Genomic DNA, 18,643 nt, shown 5'->3' with positions numbered 1-18,643 from the left:
GCGGTCGTCGGCGCGTCCCGTGTCCGAAGACGCCGCCATCTACGAGGTCTTCGGGCCGTTGCCGCAGGGTGCGCCGGGCATCGACACGTCGACGCTGCGCGCGCTGGACGCGGTGCTGGGCCGCGATGCCGTCAGGCAGGTGCTCGATCTCGGAGCGGGGCGCGGCCGCACGACCTTCGCCCTGGCGCAGGCGCTCCCGCACGCGCAGGTCACGGCGGTCGAGATCCACGCGCCCTTCGCCGGGCGGATCGCCGAACGCGCCCGCGAGGCGGGCCTTGCGGACCGCGTCGATGTGCTGTGCGGGGACATGGCGAAGATCGAGGTCGCCGCGGGGAGTATCGACCTGATCTGGGCCGAGGGCTCCATCTACGTCGTGGGCATGGAACGGGCCTTCGCCCTGTGGCGCCCCTGGCTTCGTCCGAGCGGCTGCGTCGCCTTCAGCGACGCCGTCCGGTGGACCAGCGATCTCTCGAAAGAGGCTCGCGCATTCTGGGCGGCGGAATATCCGGACATGACGTCCGAAGCCGCGATCCGGTCTCGCGCCGAGGCTGCCGGCTATCGGGTCGTCACCGGCTTTCGGATGCCGAAGGCGGCGCATGACGCCTACTACGTCCCGCTGGCGGCGCGCGCAGCCGAACTTGCGGGATGTGCCGATACCGGCGTCCAGCAAGTCCTTGCGGGTCTTCGAAGGGAAATCGACGTCGTCCGGCGCTTTTCCGATGAAGCGGGCTACACCTTCTTCGTCCTTCAGCGCAGCGACGGCTGAGCCCTGACCGCCGGCGGCACGGAATCCGCGACCGCAAGAAGCAGGACAGGGGGAGCGGCAACCCGAGGACCGGCGAGACGGCGGCGGCGGGCGTGCGGCGGGCCGCTCGACAACCGTGTGCCGAGTGCCTTCCTCGCGGCCGCTGCCGCCATGCGCGGGCCCGCCGTCGCGACCCGGAATGCGAGCGAGTTCCGCAACACCGGGGTGGGGCCGTCGATCCTTGGGCTGCGGAAGCGCGTTGGACCTCCTTCCCGACACGGTACATCGCCGCAGCGGATTTACATTCGCACAATTGAATATATAAAACGCTGCCATGAACATCCGCTTTCTCACCGGCCGGTTTGCTGTCGCCGACGGCGCGCCGGATGCCGCTCAAATCGCCGAATTCAAGACGCAGGGCTTCGGCGCCGTCGTCAGCCTGCGCATGGCCGGGGAGCGCGGCGAAATTCTGCCGCCGGAGAGCGAAGGCGCCGCGGTCGAGGCGGCCGGCATGGCGTGGCTGCACTTTCCCCTGGCGCCGCCCCAGGTCGGCGATGTCGAGAAGACCGACGACCTCAGCCGGCGGATGCAGGAGCTGCCGGCGCCCATCCTGATCCATTGCGCGTCGGGCGCCCGGGCCGCCGCCATGACGCTGGCGGTCTGCACGATCGGCGAGCGATGGGAGCCGGATGAGGCGGCGCGAAAGGCGGACGAAGCCGGGATCGCGATAGCGCCGGAACTCGCTCCGAAAGTGGCGGCATACGTCCAGGCGAAACGGGCCTGAATTCGTACCGGAGCCGTGCGCCTGCCGAATGGCGAATATGCGGCGCCTGTTGCGAAATTCGGGCCTTCACACCACATCATATTGTTGTAACCGGCCCCGCCGCATGCTAAATTTTGTGGTGTTTTCCGCTCCCGACCCGCTTCGCCGTTCGGTAGTCCCGACACAGCACCCAGCATTGCCGGTTTTCCGCGGTTTCAACCGCCGGAATCCGCTGCAGTACCCTTCGATCTAGCGAGTTCGAACCGCCTTGGCCGAGCCGACGACGCCCGAACGCGACATCGCGCCCATTTCCATCGAAGAGGAGATGAAGCGCTCCTATCTCGATTACGCCATGAGCGTGATCGTGGCCCGGGCGATTCCGGACGTGCGCGACGGCCTCAAGCCGGTCCACCGGCGCATTCTCTACGCCATGCGCGAGGGCGGCTACACCAGCGACAAGCCGTACCGCAAGTCTGCCCTGATCGTCGGCGACGTGATGGGCAAATACCATCCCCACGGCGACCAGGCGATCTACGACGCGCTGGTGCGCATGGCGCAGCCCTTCTCCATGCGCCTGCCGCTGATCGACGGCCAGGGCAATTTCGGCTCGATGGACAGCGATCCCCCGGCGGCCATGCGCTACACCGAGGCGCGGCTCGCGAAGGCGGCGGAGTCGCTGCTCGACGACATCGACCGCAACACGGTCGATTTCCAGGACAATTACGACGAATCCCGGCGCGAGCCGATCGTCCTGCCTGCGCGCTATCCCAACCTGCTGGTCAACGGCGCCGGCGGCATCGCGGTCGGCATGGCGACCAACATTCCGCCGCACAATCTGGGCGAGGTGATCGACGCCTGCTTGGCGCTGATCGGCGATCCCGACGCCGCGCTCGAAGATATCATGGAGCTGCTGCCGGGACCGGATTTCCCGACCGGCGCCCTGGTCATGGGCCGGGCCGGCATCCACGAGGCCTACCGCACCGGCCGCGGCGCCGTCGTCATGCGCGCGCGCCACAAGGTCGAGCCCGGCCGCAACGGGCGCGAGAACCTGGTGTTCACCGAAGTTCCCTACCAGGTGAACAAGGAGAGGGTGCTGGAGAAGATCGGCGATCTCGCCCGCTCCAAGCAGATCGAAGGTATCGCCGGCGCCAACGACGAATCCGACCGGGAAGGCGTGCGCCTGGTGGTCGAGGTCAAGCGCGACGCCGATCCGGAGGTGGTGCTGAACCAGCTCTTCCGCTTCACCCAGCTCCAGACCAGCTTCGGCGTCAACATGCTGGCCCTGAACGGCGGCCGGCCGGAGCAGATGGGGCTCCTGGAGGTGCTCAGGGCCTTCCTGGCCTTCCGCGAGCAGATCATCGTCCGGCGCACCGCGTTCCTGCTCGAGGAAGCGCGCGGCAAGGCGCACACGCTGGCCGGCCTTGCCGTCGCGGTCGCCAATATCGACGAGGTCGTGGCGCTGATCCGCCACGCTCCGGACGCCGCCGCCGCGCGGGAACAGTTGATGGAGCGGGCCTGGCCGGCGGCCGACGTCGCGCCGCTGATCGCGCTGATCGCGGAGCCCGGCCGCCTGGTCGGCGAAGACGGCGGCTACCGGCTCTCCGAAGCGCAGGCGCGCGCCATCCTCGATCTGCGGCTGCATCGCCTCACGGGCCTCGAGCGCGACAAGATCGGCGCGGACCTCCGGCAGATTGTCGAGGAAATCCGCGACTATCTCGATATCCTCGGTTCGCGCATCCGGGTTCTCGAAATCCTGCGCGAGGAACTCGGGGAAATGCGGGAAACCTATGCCGATCCGCGCCGCACCGCGATCGAGGACGGGGATTTCGACCAGGATATCGAAGACCTGATCCAGCGCGAGGACATGGTCCTCACCTTCACCCACGGCGGCTATATCAAGCGCGTGCCGCTCGCCACCTACCGGGCGCAGAGGCGCGGCGGCAAGGGCCGCGCCGGCATGAAGACCAAGGAAGAGGATTTCGTCGACCAAGTCTATGTCGTCAACACCCACACGCCGGTGCTGTTCTTCTCCTCGACCGGCATGGTCTACAAGCTCAAGGTCTACCGGCTGCCCCTCGGCACGCCCCAGGCGCGCGGCAAGGCCATGGTCAACATGCTGCCGCTCCAGCCGGGCGAAAACATTTCGATCATCCTGCCGTTGCCCGACGAATCGGAGTGGCCGGACCTCGACGTGATGTTCGCGACCAGCAGCGGCACGGTGCGGCGCAACTCGCTCGCCGATTTCGTCAATGTCCGGGCGAACGGCAAGATCGCCATGAAGCTGGATGAGGGCGAGACGCTGGTCGGGGTCGAAACCTGCGACGCCGGGCAGGACGTGCTGCTGGCCACCGCCGCCGGCCGGGCGATCCGTTTCCCGGTGGCCGACGTGCGACGCTTCCGGGGGCGGGATTCGCGTGGCGTGCGCGGAATCAGGCTGGCGGCGGGAGACCGGATCATCTCCCTGTCCATCCTGAATCATATCGATGCCGATACCGAAACCCGGGATGAGTATGTCCGCATCGCCAACGCGCATAAGCGGGCCGGCTCGCGGATCGAGCAGGGTGAAACTCCCAACCGGGAGGATGTCGAACTCGCGGCGCGGATCGTCGAAGCGCCATGGTCGGAGATGCACGCCGTCGAGGAATTTGTGCTGGCGGTCTCGGATGACGGTCTCGGCAAGCGCACCTCGGCCTATGAGTATCGCATCACCGGCCGCGGCGGCATCGGTATCGTCAACATGGATCTCGATCGCGACGGCAGCGAAGCCCGGGTTGTAGGCGCTTTCCCGGTGGAGAAAGAGGACGAACTGATCCTCGTGACCAATGGCGGACAGATCATCCGCGTCCCCGTGGACGGCATCGGTGTCGTCGGCCGCAAGACCCGTGGCGTCTACCTGTTCCGGTTGGACGACGACGAGCGGGTCGTCTCGGTCTCGCGCCTGCGCGATGCGAACGGCGCGGCGGAATCCCACCCGGAAGCCGGCCCGGAAGCTGGCTCCGCCTGAGACGAAGCGGCCTTCCCGCCGCGCCGGATTGGCCGTTGCATTCCCGGCCGCGTCCGCCTAGGCGTTTCGCCAGTCGCATCGCGAAGGGGGAGCGCATCCATGGCCGAGCGTATCGCAGTTTATCCGGGCACCTTCGACCCGATCACGAACGGGCATGTCGATATCATCCGGCGCGCCCTGCGGATCTGCGATCGCCTGATCGTCGCCGTGGCGGAAAACATCGGCAAGACTCCGCTGTTCACGCTCGACGAACGGCTGGCCCTGGTCGAACACGAACTCCGGATCGTCAACGGGGCGAACGACGGCGGCCAGGCGCAGGTCAAGGTTTTCGGCAATCTGCTGATGCATTTCGCGGAGGAAAACGACGCCGTGATGATTATCCGCGGCCTGCGGGCGGTCTCGGATTTCGACTACGAGTTCCAGATGGCGGGGATGAACGCCCGGCTCAATCCGGATGTCGAGATGGTCTACCTGATGGCGTCCGAGCAGCAGCAGTTCATCGCATCCCGGCTGGTCAAGGAAATCGCCTCGCTGGGCGGCGACATCGAGAGCTTCGTGCCGCCGAACACTGCAACGGCCCTGCGGGCTAAATTCTCCTGAATACGGGATTGCAGATCCGGGCCGGCGCCGGCTCCAGCGGGGTTGACGCCGCGGGGCGGCCGCGGCAGTCTTGGGCGAACTAAACAGGTACAAATCGGAAAGAGCCGGAATGAAACACCTGCCCCTGTTCGTTCTTCTGGCCGTCGCGCTCGCCGCCTGCGCGCCGCAGTCGCGGGTTCCGGAGATTTCGCGCAAGGCCGCGGAGGAAGAGGCCCGCAAACAGCGCGAAATCGTCGTCCTCGAACGCATGAAGGTGCAGGACCGCCTCCGCCGGGTCGATTTCGCCGTTCGCGCGGCCAACGTCGACCTCTGCAAGGAAAAGGCGCCGGCGGTCGGCTTCCTGACCATGGACCGGGACAGCGCGCCGCCGGAATACCGGGAGGCCTATGCCAGCCTCTACGGCGTTACGCGGCAGATGACCGTGATCTCGGTCTTCGGGGGCGGCCCCGCCGCGCGGGCGGAACTGGCTGTCGGCGACCGGATCGTCTCGGTGAACGGAGAGATCATAGGAGGCGGCAGTTCGGGGCGGTCCCGGGTCGCAAAGCTGATTGCGGAAGGCAACGGCAGGCCGCTCAGCCTGACGGTGCGGCGCGGCGGCAATCTGGTCCCTGTCGAACTGACGCCGGCGATGGTCTGCAACTATCCGACCTTCCTGCGCAACGACGACAGCGTGAACGCCTTTGCCGACGGCAGCCGGATCATCGTCACCTCGGGCCTGATGCGCTTTGCCGAAGCGGATGACGAACTTGCCTTCGTGATCGGGCACGAACTGGCCCACAACACGATGGGCCATATCGAAGCCAAGACCGGCAACATGATCCTCGGCGGCATTATCGGCGCGATCCTTACCGGGCTGAGCGGCGTCAACGTCATCGATCCGATGATGCAGCTTGGCGTGCTCGCCTTCAGCCAGGAATTCGAGGCCGAGGCCGATTATGTCGGCGTCTACTATGCGGCAAAAGCGGGCTACGACACCAAGAAAGCCGCCCATTTCTGGCGCCGGATGGCGGCGGCGCATCCCCGCGCGATCGGCCTCCAGGGCACGACCCACCCGTCGAGCGCCAAACGGTTCCTCGCCGTGGAAGCGGCGACCAGGGAAGTCGCCGGGAAGCGGGCGCGGGGAGAACCGCTGATTCCGTACATGAAATCCAGCAGGAAGCCGGCCTCGAAGCCGGCGGGGTCGGGCCCGACCCAATAGCCGTCCGGTGCGGATCCGGTATTACCCGGCCATCGTCAGCCCGCCGGACACGCTGATCGTCTGGCCCGTGATAAAGTCGGCGTCGCTGCTGGCCAGGAAGGCGACGATACCGGGATAGTCGTCCGGCTGGCCGAGACGGCGCATCGGAATGGCCCGTTCGAGGGCGACGACCAGCTTCTGCCCGGCTTCGTCGTCGCCGGCGAAAGTGCGGAACAGATTAGTGTCGGTCGGCCCCGGGCAGATGCAGTTCACCTGCACGTTGCGCCGGGCCAGTTCCCGCGCCAGCGTCTTGGAAAACGAGATGATGCCGCCCTTGCAGGCGGCGTAGACCGACTCGCCCGAAGAGCCGACCCGCGCGGCATCCGACGAAATGTTGATCACCTTGCCGGACCGGCGCTCGGCCATGCCGCGTACCGCGATATGGTGCAGGTTGAGCGGCCCGAAGAGGTTGATCTCGACGATCCTGCGCCACAGGGCGGTATCGGTGGCGAGGAACGGCATCGCGATGTCGATGCCGGCATTGTTGACGAGGATGTCGAGCGGGCCGGCAGCCGCTTCGAAGGCCGACACCGCGTCGGCGACCGCGTCATAGTCCGTGATGTCGGCCTCGAATGCCGTCGCCCGGCCGCCGTTTCCGGCGATCAGGTCCGCCGTCTCGCGCGCCGTCGGGCCGTCGCGGTCAAGGACGCCGACGGTTACCCCTTCCTCGCCGAGCCGCCGGCAGATTGCGCGGCCGATGCCGGCGCCGCCGCCGGTTACCAACGCATTTTTTCCGTCCAGGCCGCGCATGTCGTGCTCCCGTATCGCCGTGTTCCCGGCGGGCAACACTACTCCGGCCCGGCCCCGGACCGCCGCGCAAATGCCGCCGGCTTCCGGGCCATTTCGCCGCGCGCCGGCCTTGCGCCGCGTCTCAAGTGTCGGACAGGACGCAAAACCCTCGCCGACCCACCTTCCTTGCCGCCCCGGCCGACCGGAGGGAGAGCCGGGAACCAGAGTCGACCCGACGGGCCTGCACTTGTGGCCCTTGGGCCCCCGATCGTCGCTGCGCTCCGTCCGGCGCGGCATTGAGGGAAGATCGGGTTACACCGCCTCGACAAATCGTTTCTGGATCGCCCGGGCAATTCGCTTTAGTGAGCCCGGTTCGGCAACGCCGGCCGGAAAACGGAAGCGGTATCCGGCGCGTGTAAGGAGCGAAACGATGGACCAGTATCGGGTCGTGGTGATCGGCGGCGGGGTGGTCGGCGCCTCGGTCCTCTATCATCTGGCCAAGTATGGCTGGACCGACATTGCGCTGGTCGAGCGCTCGGTGCTCACCGCCGGGTCGTCCTGGCACGCCGCGGGCGGTATCCATGCGCTCAACGCCGACCCGAACATGGCGGCGCTCCAGGCCTACACCATCGACCTGCTGCGCGAGATCGGGCCGGAATCGGGCCAGGATATCGGCCTGCACATGACCGGGGGGATCACGGTCGCCTCGGCGCCGGCGCGCTGGGAATGGCTCCAGAGCACCTACCGCATCTTCCAGACCATCGGCATCGAGGACTGCCACCTGATGACGCCGGCGGAGATCAGGGAACGTTGCCCGATCATGGATGTCGACGGCGTGATCGGCGGACTTTGGGCCGACCGCGAAGGCTATGTCGACACCACCGGCACGGTCCACGCCTATGCCGGCGCGGCGCGCAAGCGGGGCGCGACGGTGATCGAGCACAACCGGGTCCTCGAACTGAGGCAGCGGCCGGACGGTTCCTGGGAGGTCGTGACCGAGAACGGCACGATCCTCGCCGAGCATGTCGTCAACGCCGCCGGCCTGTGGGCCAAGCAGGTCGGCCGCATGGTCGGCCTCGAACTGCCGGTGTCGCCGCTGGCCCACCACTATCTGGTGACGGAATCCATTCCGGAAATCGAGGCGCTCGATTTCGAAGTGCCGATGACGGTAGATCTGGAAGGCTTCACCTATCTGCGCCAGGACCAGAAGGGCGTCCTGGTCGGCATCTACGAGATCGACCACCAGCACTGGAATATCGACGGCGCGCCCTGGGACTACGGCTTCGACCTGATCCAGGAGGATACCGACCGGATCGCCCGCGAGCTGGAAATGGCGTTCACGCGCTATCCGGTCTTGCAGGAGGTGGGCGTCAAGAACTGGGTGAACGGCGCCTTCACCTTCTCGCCCGACGGCAATCCGCTGGTCGGACCGGTGCGCGGGTTGCCGAACTACTGGCTGGCCTGCGGGGTGATGGCGGGCTTCCTGCAGGGTGGCGGCGTCGCCAAGACGCTCGCCGAATGGATGATCCACGGCGAGCCCGAGGCCGACGCCTGGCCGATGGACATTGCGCGCTACGGGCCGTTCGCCTCGAACCGCGAATATATCCGCCAGACGACCGGCCAGTTCTATTCCCGCCGCTTCGTGATGACCTACCCGAACGAGCAGCTTCCGGCAGGCCGGCCGCTCAACAAGGCGCCGGCTCACGATGCGATGAAGGCGGCGGGCGCGCTGTGGGGGGTAAGCTGGGGTCTGGAGGTGCCGCTGGTGTTTGCGCCTGAGGGTTTCGAGGAGACGCCGACGCTCAAGCGGTCGAACGCCTTCGGGCTGGTCGGCGAGGAATGCCGTGCCGTGCGCGAGGGTGTCGGGCTGCTCGATATCACCGGCTTCTCCCGCTACGAGGTCACGGGCCGGGACGCCGAGGCCTGGCTCGACCGAACCATGGCGGGACGCTTGCCGAAACCGGGCCGGGTGCGCCTGTCGCCGATGCTGGCGCCGGACGGCCGCCTGAAGGGCGACCTCACGATCCTGAACTGGGGCGACGGTTCCTGGTGGATCATGGGCTCCTACTATCTGCGCGAATGGCATATGCGCTGGTTCCACGACCGGCTCGACCCGACGCGCGACGGCGACGTGCAGGTGCGCGATATCTCCGACGCCACCGTCGGCTTTTCGCTGTCCGGCCCGAAATCCCGCGACGTGCTGGCCGCGCTGACCCATGAGGATGTGAGCCACGAGGCCCTGCCGTTCATGAGTTGCCGCCTCATGGATGTCGGGCTGGTCCGCGCCCGGGTCGGCCGGCTCTCGGTCGCGGGCGAACTGGGCTACGAGATCAACTGCCCGGCGGCGGCGCATGTCACCCTGCGCGAAATGCTGCTGGAAGCCGGCAAGGCGGCCGGAATCCGCGAATACGGCTACTACGCCCTCAATTCATTGCGCCTGGAGAAAAGCTTCGGCATATGGTCGGCCGAATTCACCCAGGGCTATACGCCGGGCATGACCGGCCTCGACCGCTGGATCGCCTTCGGCAAGGGCGACTTCGTCGGCCGGGAAGCCGCCCTGGCGGAGCGCGAGAAGAATACCGCGCCCCAGCGGCTGGTGACGCTGGAGGTCGACTCGCCCGATGCCGACGCGTCCGGGTTCGAACCGGTCTGGCTCCGCGGCCGGCGGGTCGGATTCATCACCTCCGGCGGCTACGGCCATATCGTCGGCAAGAGCCTCGCGATGGCCCTGGTCGAACCGGAGTTCGCCGAACCCGGCACGGTGCTTCGGACCCATATCGTCGGCGTGGAGCGCGAAGCGGCCGTGATTCCGGCCTCGCCGTACGATCCCCCGGGCGAAAAGATGCGGATGTAGCGAGCGGTTCGGCCGGCCCGTGCAGCGGATTTCCGCTGTTTGCCGAATCGGTTTTGCTGTTATTGAACGCGAAGCGGCCCGCCGCGGCTTCCGGGAGAATCGAGATCGTTTCGGACCGTAAACCCGATACAGTGATCGACGGCCTGCAATATTGCCGGTGGTCGGAAAGGATATTCCGCCAGTTGCGCTCCGGCGGCGTAGACGCGGTCCACACGACCGTCGTCTATCACGAGGGCTATTGCGGCGCGCTCGGCCGGCTCGACGAATGGTCGGTCCTGTTCGACCGCTTCGGCGACCATGTCCTGCCGGGGCGGACGGCGGCCGACATCCGGGAGGCGCAGGCGGCGGGCAAGACGGCCGTTTTCTTCGGCATGCAGAATTGCACGCCCGTCGAGGACGATCTGGCCCGGATCGAAGACCTCCACGGCCGCGGCGTCCGGTTCATGCAACTCTCCTACAATGCGAAATGCTCGCTGGCGACCGGATGGGTCGAAGAAGCGGCGGACGAGGGCGTCACGCCGAAAGGGCGGGAGGCGATTGCGGAAATGAACCGGGTCGGCATGGTCGTCGACATGTCCCACTCGGCCGAACGGTCCACACTGGAGGCCATCGAACTGTCGGCCCGGCCGATCGTCGTGTCCCATGCCAACCCGCGGACGTGGCGGGACACCGGGCGCAACAAGTCGGAGACCGTGCTGAAGGCGCTGGCCGAAAGCGGCGGGCTGCTGGGCTTCAGCCTGTACCCCCATCACATGAAGGACGGACCGGCCACGACCCTGCGGAGCTTTTGCGACATGGCCGCCCGCACCGCCGACCTGATGGGTGCGGACCGGATCGGGATCGGTTCCGATCTGTGCCAGGACCAGCCGGATTCGATCGTCCGCTGGATGCGCAGCGGCGTATGGGAGGACGCGAACACGCCGCCGCCGGAAAGCGTACGGCAGGTCCGCTTTCCCGAGATGCCGTCCTGGTTCCGCTCGAACGAGGATTTCCCCGGCATCGCCCGCGCATTGCGCGATACGGGCTTCTCGGCGGAGGAGACCGCGGGGATCATGGGCAACAACTGGTTCCGTTTCATGGAGCGCGCCTTCGAACCGCAGGCGGCCTGAATTGGGCGCATCCGGCGACTTCCTTGCGGTTCCCGACGGCCGGACGGGGCGCACCCTGCGCCTACGGCCGCCGGAAACGGTCATGCGTCTCGCCCGCCTCGGCGCCTTTCACCAGACGCGGCTGAGTTTCCTCAGGGCGACGCTGCGGCATGTATGGTCCGCCGGCTTCCGGTTCGCGTACGACCGCTGGGACATCGGCGACGACGGAACCGGTGTCGCCGTCTATGCGGCTGCAGGACCGGAACACACCTACTCGCTGGTCTGTTTGGCCCACGACCTCGATCCTGCGATGCGCACCGACCGCGTGATCGCCGAAGCCTGGGACGCCACCTACGTCCTTTACGACGGCATTCCCGACGACAGCGAAATCGAACGCCTGCGCGCCAATACGCCGAAGCAGGAGGCCGGACGCTACCGCCACACCGATCTGATCCTGTCCCGCACCAACAAGAGTGCGCGTCTTTTCGACTACGTCGTCGGTTGCCTGGCCGAAGGCCGGCAGCCCGAAGCGGCGCGGCTTGAGGATGTCGGTTATGTCATGCGGACGACGGCGGTGTACGGCAACGGCAAGTTCGGCATTGCCGACCGGCATCGCTATGCCGGCCGGGCCGGGTTCGGCGGCCCATTCCGCATGGAAATGCTCACGGTCTGGATGATCCGCCAGTTTGTCGCCGATCTCGTCGATCACATGGCGCGGGTCACGGGCGGCTCCGGCGCCGCGCCGCTCGACAGGGCGCTCCGGCGCCGGCTGGGAATCGGCAATTCGACCGGCCTCGGTCTCGGGCCGTTCATCGTCAACCATCCCGCCCTGTTCGCCCGCTGGATCGAATGCCGTGAGACGGCGCTCGCGCGGGTTTGCGCACAGGAAAGCGCGCCTTCGGAAATCTGGGCCGTGTTCCGGCAGTGGATCGGGCGCGCCAGGGCCGATGTCGCGGCGTGGATCGTGTCGGACGAAGTGCAGGCGGAAAAGATTGCCCGGCTGGCGGGCGACATCGATCGGCTGGAGGCGTTTTCCGCCGGTTTCGGGCCGGAAACCGCCAGGCCCTGGGCCAGGATCCGCGACTGGGCGGCCGACCGGCTGTCGCTCGAAGGCCAGGAACTCACCGTTTCGCTGCTCATCGAGCCGTATGGCGGTCTGGTCGACGACCTGGCCGACCGGATGGCGATCGACGAACGGGAAATGGCGCCGGCCGGCCTGCCCGGAAGCGTCGGCGAAATTCTCGGGGCTGTCGAGGACCGGTACGGCTGGGCGCTGGAGCCCGACTATGCGACGCCGGAGGCGCAGGGGCGCTTCTGGTACGTCTCGGCGAACAAGCTGGAGCCGCGGCTCGGCGAACGGTGGGAGGAGGCGGGCGCAGACCTGGAACTTCCGCTCGCGACCGGCCGCGACATTGCGGCGTGCCGCGCCGATTTGCGCAAGGCGGCGCGGGAAGATTGTCTTGCGGATTTCCTGCTGCGCCACCCGGAGCATCGCCATGTCGTCCGCCGGCTTTGCGATCCGGACCTCGGACCGTATGGCCAAATTCGCGACAACCTGGTCGGCGCCGATCTGCTGCCGCTCAACCTGCTGCGCTGCAAGCTGGCGTTTTTCGGCGCCACGCATTTCGATCCGAAATCGGATCGCTGGCTGCGCATCAATATGTTCTGCCATGCGCCCTATCCGGACGAAACGGAAAGCCAGCAGCCGGACGACTGGATTTTTCCCCGGGGCGACGCCCAGGCCGATGCTCTGCTCCCTTAACGAAATTCAGGCGCTGGCGACGAAGGCGGCCCGCGGCGCCGGGCTGCCCTGGGGCGTGGCCGACGAAGCCGGCCGCGCGGCGCGCTGGCTGGAGGCGCGCGGCCTTGCCGGCTTGTCGGCCCTGGACGGGGCGCTCGATCGCTTGTCCGCGCCGGACTGGCGGCGCCGCTTCCCGATCCCCGACGGCGCCGTGTGGCGCGCGGACTGCGGCGAGATCGACGGGCTGTTTGCCGGGATCGCGCTGGCGGATCGGGCCGGCAGGCCGATTCCGCGTGCCGGCGCCGGCGCACTGGTCCTCTCTACAGTCCGCTGGCCGCTGCTGACGATGCCCTTTCTTGCAGCCGTCGCCGCGGCTCTCGGGGAGCGGCTGGCGGTTTCGCCCGGGCCGGATACGCCCGCGATCGAGGTCGGGCCTCATGTCATCTCCGAAACCTGCCGCACCATTGAGGGGTTGCCGCTGGCGACATCCGTCCGGGTCGAAAGGGTGGAAGGCAGCACCGCGCTGCAAGGCGCCGCGCGGCTTGACGGCAGCATCCCGATCGACAAAGAGGTCTATGCCCGCCTAGATCGCCGCGCTGGGCGGACGTATGTGGCCGAAAGCGCCGAATCGCAAACGCGCGGCGCGGGCGGCGGCGATCTGATCGAAACCGACTGAGCATTTGACGGGAGAGACGATGGCTACCGCCGAAACCGTTGCCATGACCCTTGGCGAGATCGAAGATCTGGCCTATCGCGCGCTTCTGAAGGCCGGAACCGGGACGGCGAATGCCCGCGCTGTCGCCCGGTCCTCGGCGGCGGCCCACGCCGACGGCGTCGCCTCGCACGGACTGCCTTATGTGCCGATCTATTGCGAGCACGTCCGGTGCGGCAGGGTGAAGGGCGCTGCGGCGCCGGTCGTCAGCCAGCCCAGGCCGGCAGCGCTGGTGGCGGACGCCGGCAACGGTTTTGCCCATCCCGCGATCGATGCCGGATTCGAACGGCTGGTTCCGCTGGCAAGGGAACAGGGGATCGCCTGCCTTGCGATCCGCAATTCCTACAATTGCGGTGTCCTGGGCTGGCATTCCTTCAGGCTCGCGCAGCAGGGGCTTCTGGCGATCGGTTTTACGAATTCGCCGGCGGCCATTGCTCCGGCGGGCGGGGCTCGCAAGGTGGTCGGCACCAACCCCTTCACGGTCGCGGCGCCGGACGGCGAGGGCGAGGCGCATGTCCTGATCGACCAGAGCGCCAGCGTCATCGCGCGCAGCGAGGTCATGCAATGTGCGCGCCGGGGCGAGGCCATTCCCGAAGGCTGGGGCCTGGACGCCGAAGGCAATCCGACGACCGACCCCGAGGCCGCCCTGGCCGGCTCGATGCTGCCGAGCGGCGGCTACAAGGGCTTCGGCGTCGGACTCATGGTCGAGTTGTTCGCCGCCGCCGCAGCCGGCGCCACCCTGGGCATCCACGCCAGCCCGTTTACCGGGACCGTCGGCGGGCCGCCGGCCACCGGCCAGTTTTTCATTGCGGTCGATGCCGAGGCGACGTCCGGCGGCGCGTTTGCCGGGCGGGTGGCGGAACTGGTCGCCGCCATCGCAGAACAGCCGGGCGCCCGCGTGCATGGCGCCGGCCGCAGGGCGGCGCGGGCCAGGGCGGCGGCCGGCCCGATCGACGTCGACGCCGCCATCGTCGAGAAGGTGCGAACGCTGGCGGCCTGAATCGTCATTCGTCAACGGAAGGACCGGACATGACAGGCGGGTCCAGCATCCGCGACGTCGCCATGAAAGGCGCCGGCTACTATTCAAGGTCGACCGCCGGCGCGAAAGACGTCATCGACGGTGCGGCCCCGCTGGTTCTCGACGCCGCAAATTCGCTGCCGATCCCGGAAGACGGCCGTCCGATAACGGTGGCGGACATTGGTTGCGCTGACGGCGGCACCTCGATGGAAATGATCGGCAAGGTGCTGGCGGCCCTGCGCCGGCGGGCGCCGGGGCATCCGATCCAGATGGTCTACACCGATCTGCCGCGCAACGATTTCAGCCAGCTGTTTCAGAACGTTCACGGGCTGAGCGATCTGGCGAGCCCGTTTCCGGATATGCCGGACGTTTACTGCTTTGCGAGCGGTACTTCGTTTCACAAGGGCATATTCCCGCCCGGCAGCCTGCATCTCGGATTTTCGGCCACGGCGTCGCACTATATCAGCGAGAAACCCTGCGCGATTCCCGATCACGTCCACATGGTCGGCGCCACCGGCCCGGTGCGCGCAGCCTACGAAGCGCAGGGCGCGCGCGACTGGGAGGCCATGCTGCTCCAGCGCGCCCGGGAACTCGTTCCCGGCGGTCGTCTGGCCCTGTTCAATTTCGGTATCGACGAGGCAGGCCGCTATCTCGGCCATACCGGCGGCGTCAGCATGTTCGACACGTTCAACGACCTGTGGCGCGATCTGGCTGAGCGCGGCGCGATCGCGCCCGAAGAATATCGCGATACGAATTTCGCCCAGTGCTATCGCACCGTCGATCAGTTCTGCGCCCCGCTGACCGACCGTGAAAATGCGGTGTACCGGGCCGGTCTGCGCCTCAAACATGTCGAGACCCGGGTCGTCCGCTGCCCCTATGAACGCGATTTCTCCGATCACGGCGACGCCGGCAAATTCGCCGCCGAATATATACCGACCCTGCGGTCGTGGAGCGAGCACACGTTCGTTGCCGGCCTGTCGCCGGCCCGCCCCGCTGCGGAGCGGCAGGCTATCGTCGACCGGTTTTACGACAATTACGAGAACCGGGTCCGCGAAAACCCGGACGGCCACGCCATGGACTATGTCCACATCTATCTGGTGTGCGAAAAGGTATGACGGTTCGGGCGCGGCCGGCGCGCCGAATACCGGCCTGAATTTCTCACCGGACCGGCGGCGCCGGCGGGCGGCGGCATATTCGGAAATTTGAACATTTCGCGCGGCGGGTTATGTTGTGCAGCGGTCTCGGCCGGGCGGTGCGTCCCGGTGCGCGACCGAGCGGTGTGCCTGAATCCGTCCGAAAGCGAGAACTGCCGGGGAGCCATTGCGTGGCCATCGACACGATCGATACCGAGGCGATGGCGCGCAGTGCCGAAGAGGCGGCGCGGTTCCTGAAGACGATCGGTAATCCGAAACGGATGCTGATCCTCTGCTATCTGGTGAACTGCGAACGCAACGTCATGGAGCTGGAGCAGCTTCTCGACGTGCGGCAGTCCAGCATTTCCCAGGAACTGGCCCAGCTGCGCCGCAGCGGCATGGTCGCGACGCGGCGCCGGCGCAGGAATGTCTACTACCGGATCAGCGATCCAAAGGTCGAGGCGATCATCGGCGCGGTCCACAAGGCCTTTTGCTCAACCTAGAAGATTTCCCGACCGGATATGATCGCACGGGAGGCCTTCTCCGGCCGCAAGGCGCAGCCTGACGTCGCGGGCGGAATGTGACGCCTGCCCTGGCCGAAACGATGGCCGCCTGGGACGGCAAGTCCGCCGCCGCATTGCAGTCGGCCTACGAGCGCCATCATGCCGAAGAGGGTTTCGTCGCGACGATCCTCGAGCATCTCGCAGAGGTCAAATCGCAACGGGCGGCGACCTGGCTGCTCAAGAAACACCTTGAATCCGGCAATACCCTGAGCGCTGCCGAGTGCCGTGCGCTTGTCGGCGGGCTTTCCCTTCAGGAGCACTGGGAGAGCAAACTGCATATGCTCCAGTGCATCCCCTGGCTGAATATCGCGGAGGAGGATTGCGCCGCTCTGGAGGGGTTTCTGGAGGCCGGTGTCAGGAGCGACAGGAAATTCGTCAGGGCCTGGGCCTACGACGGTTTCAACGAACTGTCGCTTCGCTTCCCGCGATATCGGAAAATGACGGACCGCATGCTCGCCCGGGCGAGCGAATCGGAAGCGGCGTCGGTCCGGGCAAGAATTCGCAAACTCCTGAAGACTCGCTGAATTTTTCGCCGAATCGAATTCTGGCGGCGCTGGCGCTGAAGCCGGTTCGAGAGCAGCGCCCCGTCGGACGAAGCGCGGCGGAGGAAGGTGCCGCCCGGAAATTCGGCTTTTTTCCGCTGCCGCCATGACGAAATCGCTTCCAACATCGGCGCACGCGGCATAGCATAGAGGTACCGCGCCGGGACGCCGGCTGTTCCGGTTCGACGAAAACGATGGAGGAAGCGCATGAAACTGGGATATGGCCCGGCCGCAGCCGGGCTTGTTTCCGCGGCGCTGATCGCCGTTGCGCCGGTTGGCGCTCAGGCGGAATCGTCCGGCCGCAACCTTGCCCTGTCCTGCTACAGTTGCCACGGCCCGGCAGGCAAGAGTCCGGATTCGATTCCGGCGATTGCGGGCAAGAGCAAGGCGTTTATCGTCCAGGAAATGATCGGTTTCCGCGACGGCAAGCGGAAATCCACGGTGATGCAGCGGATAGCCAAGGGCTACAGCGATGCGGAAATCCGTTCGCTTGCCGGTTATCTTGCCGGCGTGAAATAGGAGTTCGCGACATGAGCAGACTGACACGACGCGAATTTACCGCTGCAGCGGGCGCTTCGGCGGCGGCTTTCGCCGCCCCTGCGGTGGCCCAGGGGAAGGGGGGCCGGATCGTTGTGGTCGGCGGCGGCTTCGGCGGCGCGAGCGCGGCGAAATACGCCAAGATGTTCGGCGGCGACGCCGTCGAGGTGACGCTGATCGAGCCAAACAAGACCTTCTACACCTGCCCGTTCAGCAACCTCGTTCTGGGCGGCCTGCGCGACATCGGGTCGATCGGGCACGGCTTCGACGCCATGGCGAAGCGCGGCGTCAAGGTGGTCCACGATTCGGTGACCGGGGTCGATCACGCCAAGAAAACGGTGACGACTGCCGGCGGCGCCTCGATCGGCTGGGACAAGCTGATCCTGTCGCCGGGCATCGATTTCCAGTGGGGCAAGATCAAGGGCTATGACGCGGCGGCGGCCGAGAAGATGCCACACGCCTGGAAAGCCGGTCCGCAGACCGTCGTGCTGCGCAAGCAGCTCGAGGCGATGGATGACGGCGGCGTCGTCGTCCTGGCACCGCCGGGCAACCCGTTCCGCTGCCCGCCCGGGCCGTACGAGCGGGCCAGCATGATCGCCCATTACCTCAAGACCAAGAAGCCGAAGTCCAAGGTCCTGATCGTCGATTCCAAGGACAAGTTCTCCAAGATGCCCCTGTTCATGGAGGGCTGGAAGAAGGTCTACGGGCCGATGATCGAATGGATCCCGCAGAAGAAGGACGGCCCGGTGACCGAGGTCGATGTCGCCAACAACACGGTCATCACCGAGTTCGGCGCCAAGCACAAGGGCGCGGTGGTCAACCTGATCCCGCCCCAGAAAGCGGGCAACGTGGCCGATATCGCCGGCGTGACCAACAAGTCCGGCTGGGCGCCGGTCGACCGGCGGACCTTCGCATCGACCATGCAGAAGGACGTCCATGTGATCGGCGACGCTTCGATCGCCTCGCCGATGCCGAAGTCCGGCTTCTCGGCGAGCAGCCAGGGCAAGGTGGTGGCCGCCGCGGCGGTCGATGCGCTGGCCGGCAAGAACCCGGCCGACCCGTCCTTCGCCAACACATGCTACAGCCTTGTGGCGCCGGAATACGGCATCTCGGTCGCCAAGGTCTATGCCTGGCAGGGCGGCAAGCTGGTCGGCGTCAAGGGCTCCGGCGGCGTCAGCCCGAAGGGCGCGGCCGCCAGCTTTCGCGCCGAGGAAGCCCGGTACGCCAGCGGCTGGTACGCCAGCATCGCGGCGGACATCTGGGGATAGTCCGGCACGTCGATCCGGTATCGGCGAACGCAGAAAAAGGGGCCGCCCGGTTCGGGCGGCCCTTCTCTTTTCGGGAGCCCGGTCGGCGGACGTGTGACAGGGCCGATGC

General features: G+C 67.0%; 16 protein-coding genes. 15 read left to right on the top strand and 1 reads right to left on the bottom strand.

The features are described from left to right. The first annotated feature begins 19 nt into the window (after positions 1-19). From OXM58_00370 to OXM58_00350, 5 genes are all read left to right on the top strand, one after another. On the top strand, positions 20-766 hold the full coding sequence (locus tag OXM58_00370) for a class I SAM-dependent methyltransferase (protein MDE0146801.1): 747 nt from the start codon (positions 20-22) through the stop codon (positions 764-766). Positions 767-1,079: 313 nt separating this feature from the next. Next, positions 1,080-1,529, top strand: a complete 450-nt coding sequence (locus OXM58_00365; GenBank protein MDE0146800.1) for a sulfur transferase domain-containing protein — start codon at positions 1,080-1,082, stop codon at positions 1,527-1,529. A gap of 247 nt (positions 1,530-1,776) precedes the next feature. Then, complete coding sequence (gene gyrA, locus OXM58_00360) at positions 1,777-4,512, top strand: DNA gyrase subunit A (protein MDE0146799.1); 2,736 nt, start codon at positions 1,777-1,779, stop codon at positions 4,510-4,512. A 99-nt stretch (positions 4,513-4,611) separates the two neighbouring features. Continuing rightward, positions 4,612-5,112: a pantetheine-phosphate adenylyltransferase gene (gene coaD / locus OXM58_00355; GenBank protein MDE0146798.1), complete on the top strand. Its 501-nt coding sequence runs from the start codon at positions 4,612-4,614 to the stop codon at positions 5,110-5,112. A 109-nt stretch (positions 5,113-5,221) separates the two neighbouring features. Beyond that, entirely contained in the window at positions 5,222-6,310 is a 1,089-nt protein-coding gene (locus OXM58_00350) for a M48 family metallopeptidase (protein ID MDE0146797.1), read from the top strand. Positions 6,311-6,331: 21 nt separating this feature from the next. Here OXM58_00350 and OXM58_00345 read toward each other — a convergent pair whose 3' ends face one another. Then, entirely contained in the window at positions 6,332-7,099 is a 768-nt protein-coding gene (locus tag OXM58_00345; protein ID MDE0146796.1) for a glucose 1-dehydrogenase, read from the bottom strand. 409 nt (positions 7,100-7,508) lie between these two features. On the opposite strand from OXM58_00345, the gene OXM58_00340 reads away from it, so the two are divergent. From OXM58_00340 to OXM58_00295, 10 genes are all read left to right on the top strand, one after another. Further along, positions 7,509-9,932 carry an FAD-dependent oxidoreductase gene (locus OXM58_00340; GenBank protein ID MDE0146795.1) on the top strand — a complete coding sequence of 808 codons (2,424 nt, stop codon included), beginning with the start codon at positions 7,509-7,511 and terminating at the stop codon, positions 9,930-9,932. 131 nt (positions 9,933-10,063) lie between these two features. Next, positions 10,064-11,041, top strand: coding sequence for a membrane dipeptidase (locus OXM58_00335; protein MDE0146794.1), 978 nt, complete (start codon positions 10,064-10,066; stop codon positions 11,039-11,041). Between the two features lie 82 nt (positions 11,042-11,123). Continuing rightward, entirely contained in the window at positions 11,124-12,782 is a 1,659-nt protein-coding gene (locus OXM58_00330) for a hypothetical protein (GenBank protein ID MDE0146793.1), read from the top strand. Beyond that, the gene (locus tag OXM58_00325) at positions 12,766-13,437 is read left to right on the top strand and encodes a DUF3726 domain-containing protein (protein MDE0146792.1); all 672 of its coding nucleotides are present in this window, start codon (positions 12,766-12,768) and stop codon (positions 13,435-13,437) included. Before OXM58_00330 ends, OXM58_00325 begins: the two co-directional genes overlap by 17 nt. Before the next feature lie 19 nt (positions 13,438-13,456). Next, a complete protein-coding gene (locus tag OXM58_00320; protein MDE0146791.1) occupies positions 13,457-14,473 on the top strand; it encodes an Ldh family oxidoreductase in 1,017 nt (338 codons plus the stop codon). 29 nt (positions 14,474-14,502) lie between these two features. Next, positions 14,503-15,606, top strand: coding sequence for a hypothetical protein (locus tag OXM58_00315; protein MDE0146790.1), 1,104 nt, complete (start codon positions 14,503-14,505; stop codon positions 15,604-15,606). Positions 15,607-15,815: 209 nt separating this feature from the next. Then, the gene (locus tag OXM58_00310; GenBank protein ID MDE0146789.1) at positions 15,816-16,127 is read left to right on the top strand and encodes a metalloregulator ArsR/SmtB family transcription factor; all 312 of its coding nucleotides are present in this window, start codon (positions 15,816-15,818) and stop codon (positions 16,125-16,127) included. A 77-nt stretch (positions 16,128-16,204) separates the two neighbouring features. Further along, positions 16,205-16,711: a hypothetical protein gene (locus OXM58_00305; protein ID MDE0146788.1), complete on the top strand. Its 507-nt coding sequence runs from the start codon at positions 16,205-16,207 to the stop codon at positions 16,709-16,711. Between the two features lie 225 nt (positions 16,712-16,936). Next, positions 16,937-17,248 carry a hypothetical protein gene (locus OXM58_00300; GenBank protein ID MDE0146787.1) on the top strand — a complete coding sequence of 104 codons (312 nt, stop codon included), beginning with the start codon at positions 16,937-16,939 and terminating at the stop codon, positions 17,246-17,248. A gap of 11 nt (positions 17,249-17,259) precedes the next feature. Further along, entirely contained in the window at positions 17,260-18,534 is a 1,275-nt protein-coding gene (locus OXM58_00295; protein MDE0146786.1) for an NAD(P)/FAD-dependent oxidoreductase, read from the top strand. Positions 18,535-18,643 lie beyond the last annotated feature (109 nt).

The sequence above is a fragment of the Rhodospirillaceae bacterium genome (assembly GCA_028819475.1).
GTDB lineage: Bacteria > Pseudomonadota > Alphaproteobacteria > Bin65 > Bin65 > Bin65.
Note: the sequence above shows the minus strand (reverse complement) of the source record. Positions and strands in the feature narration are given on the sequence as shown.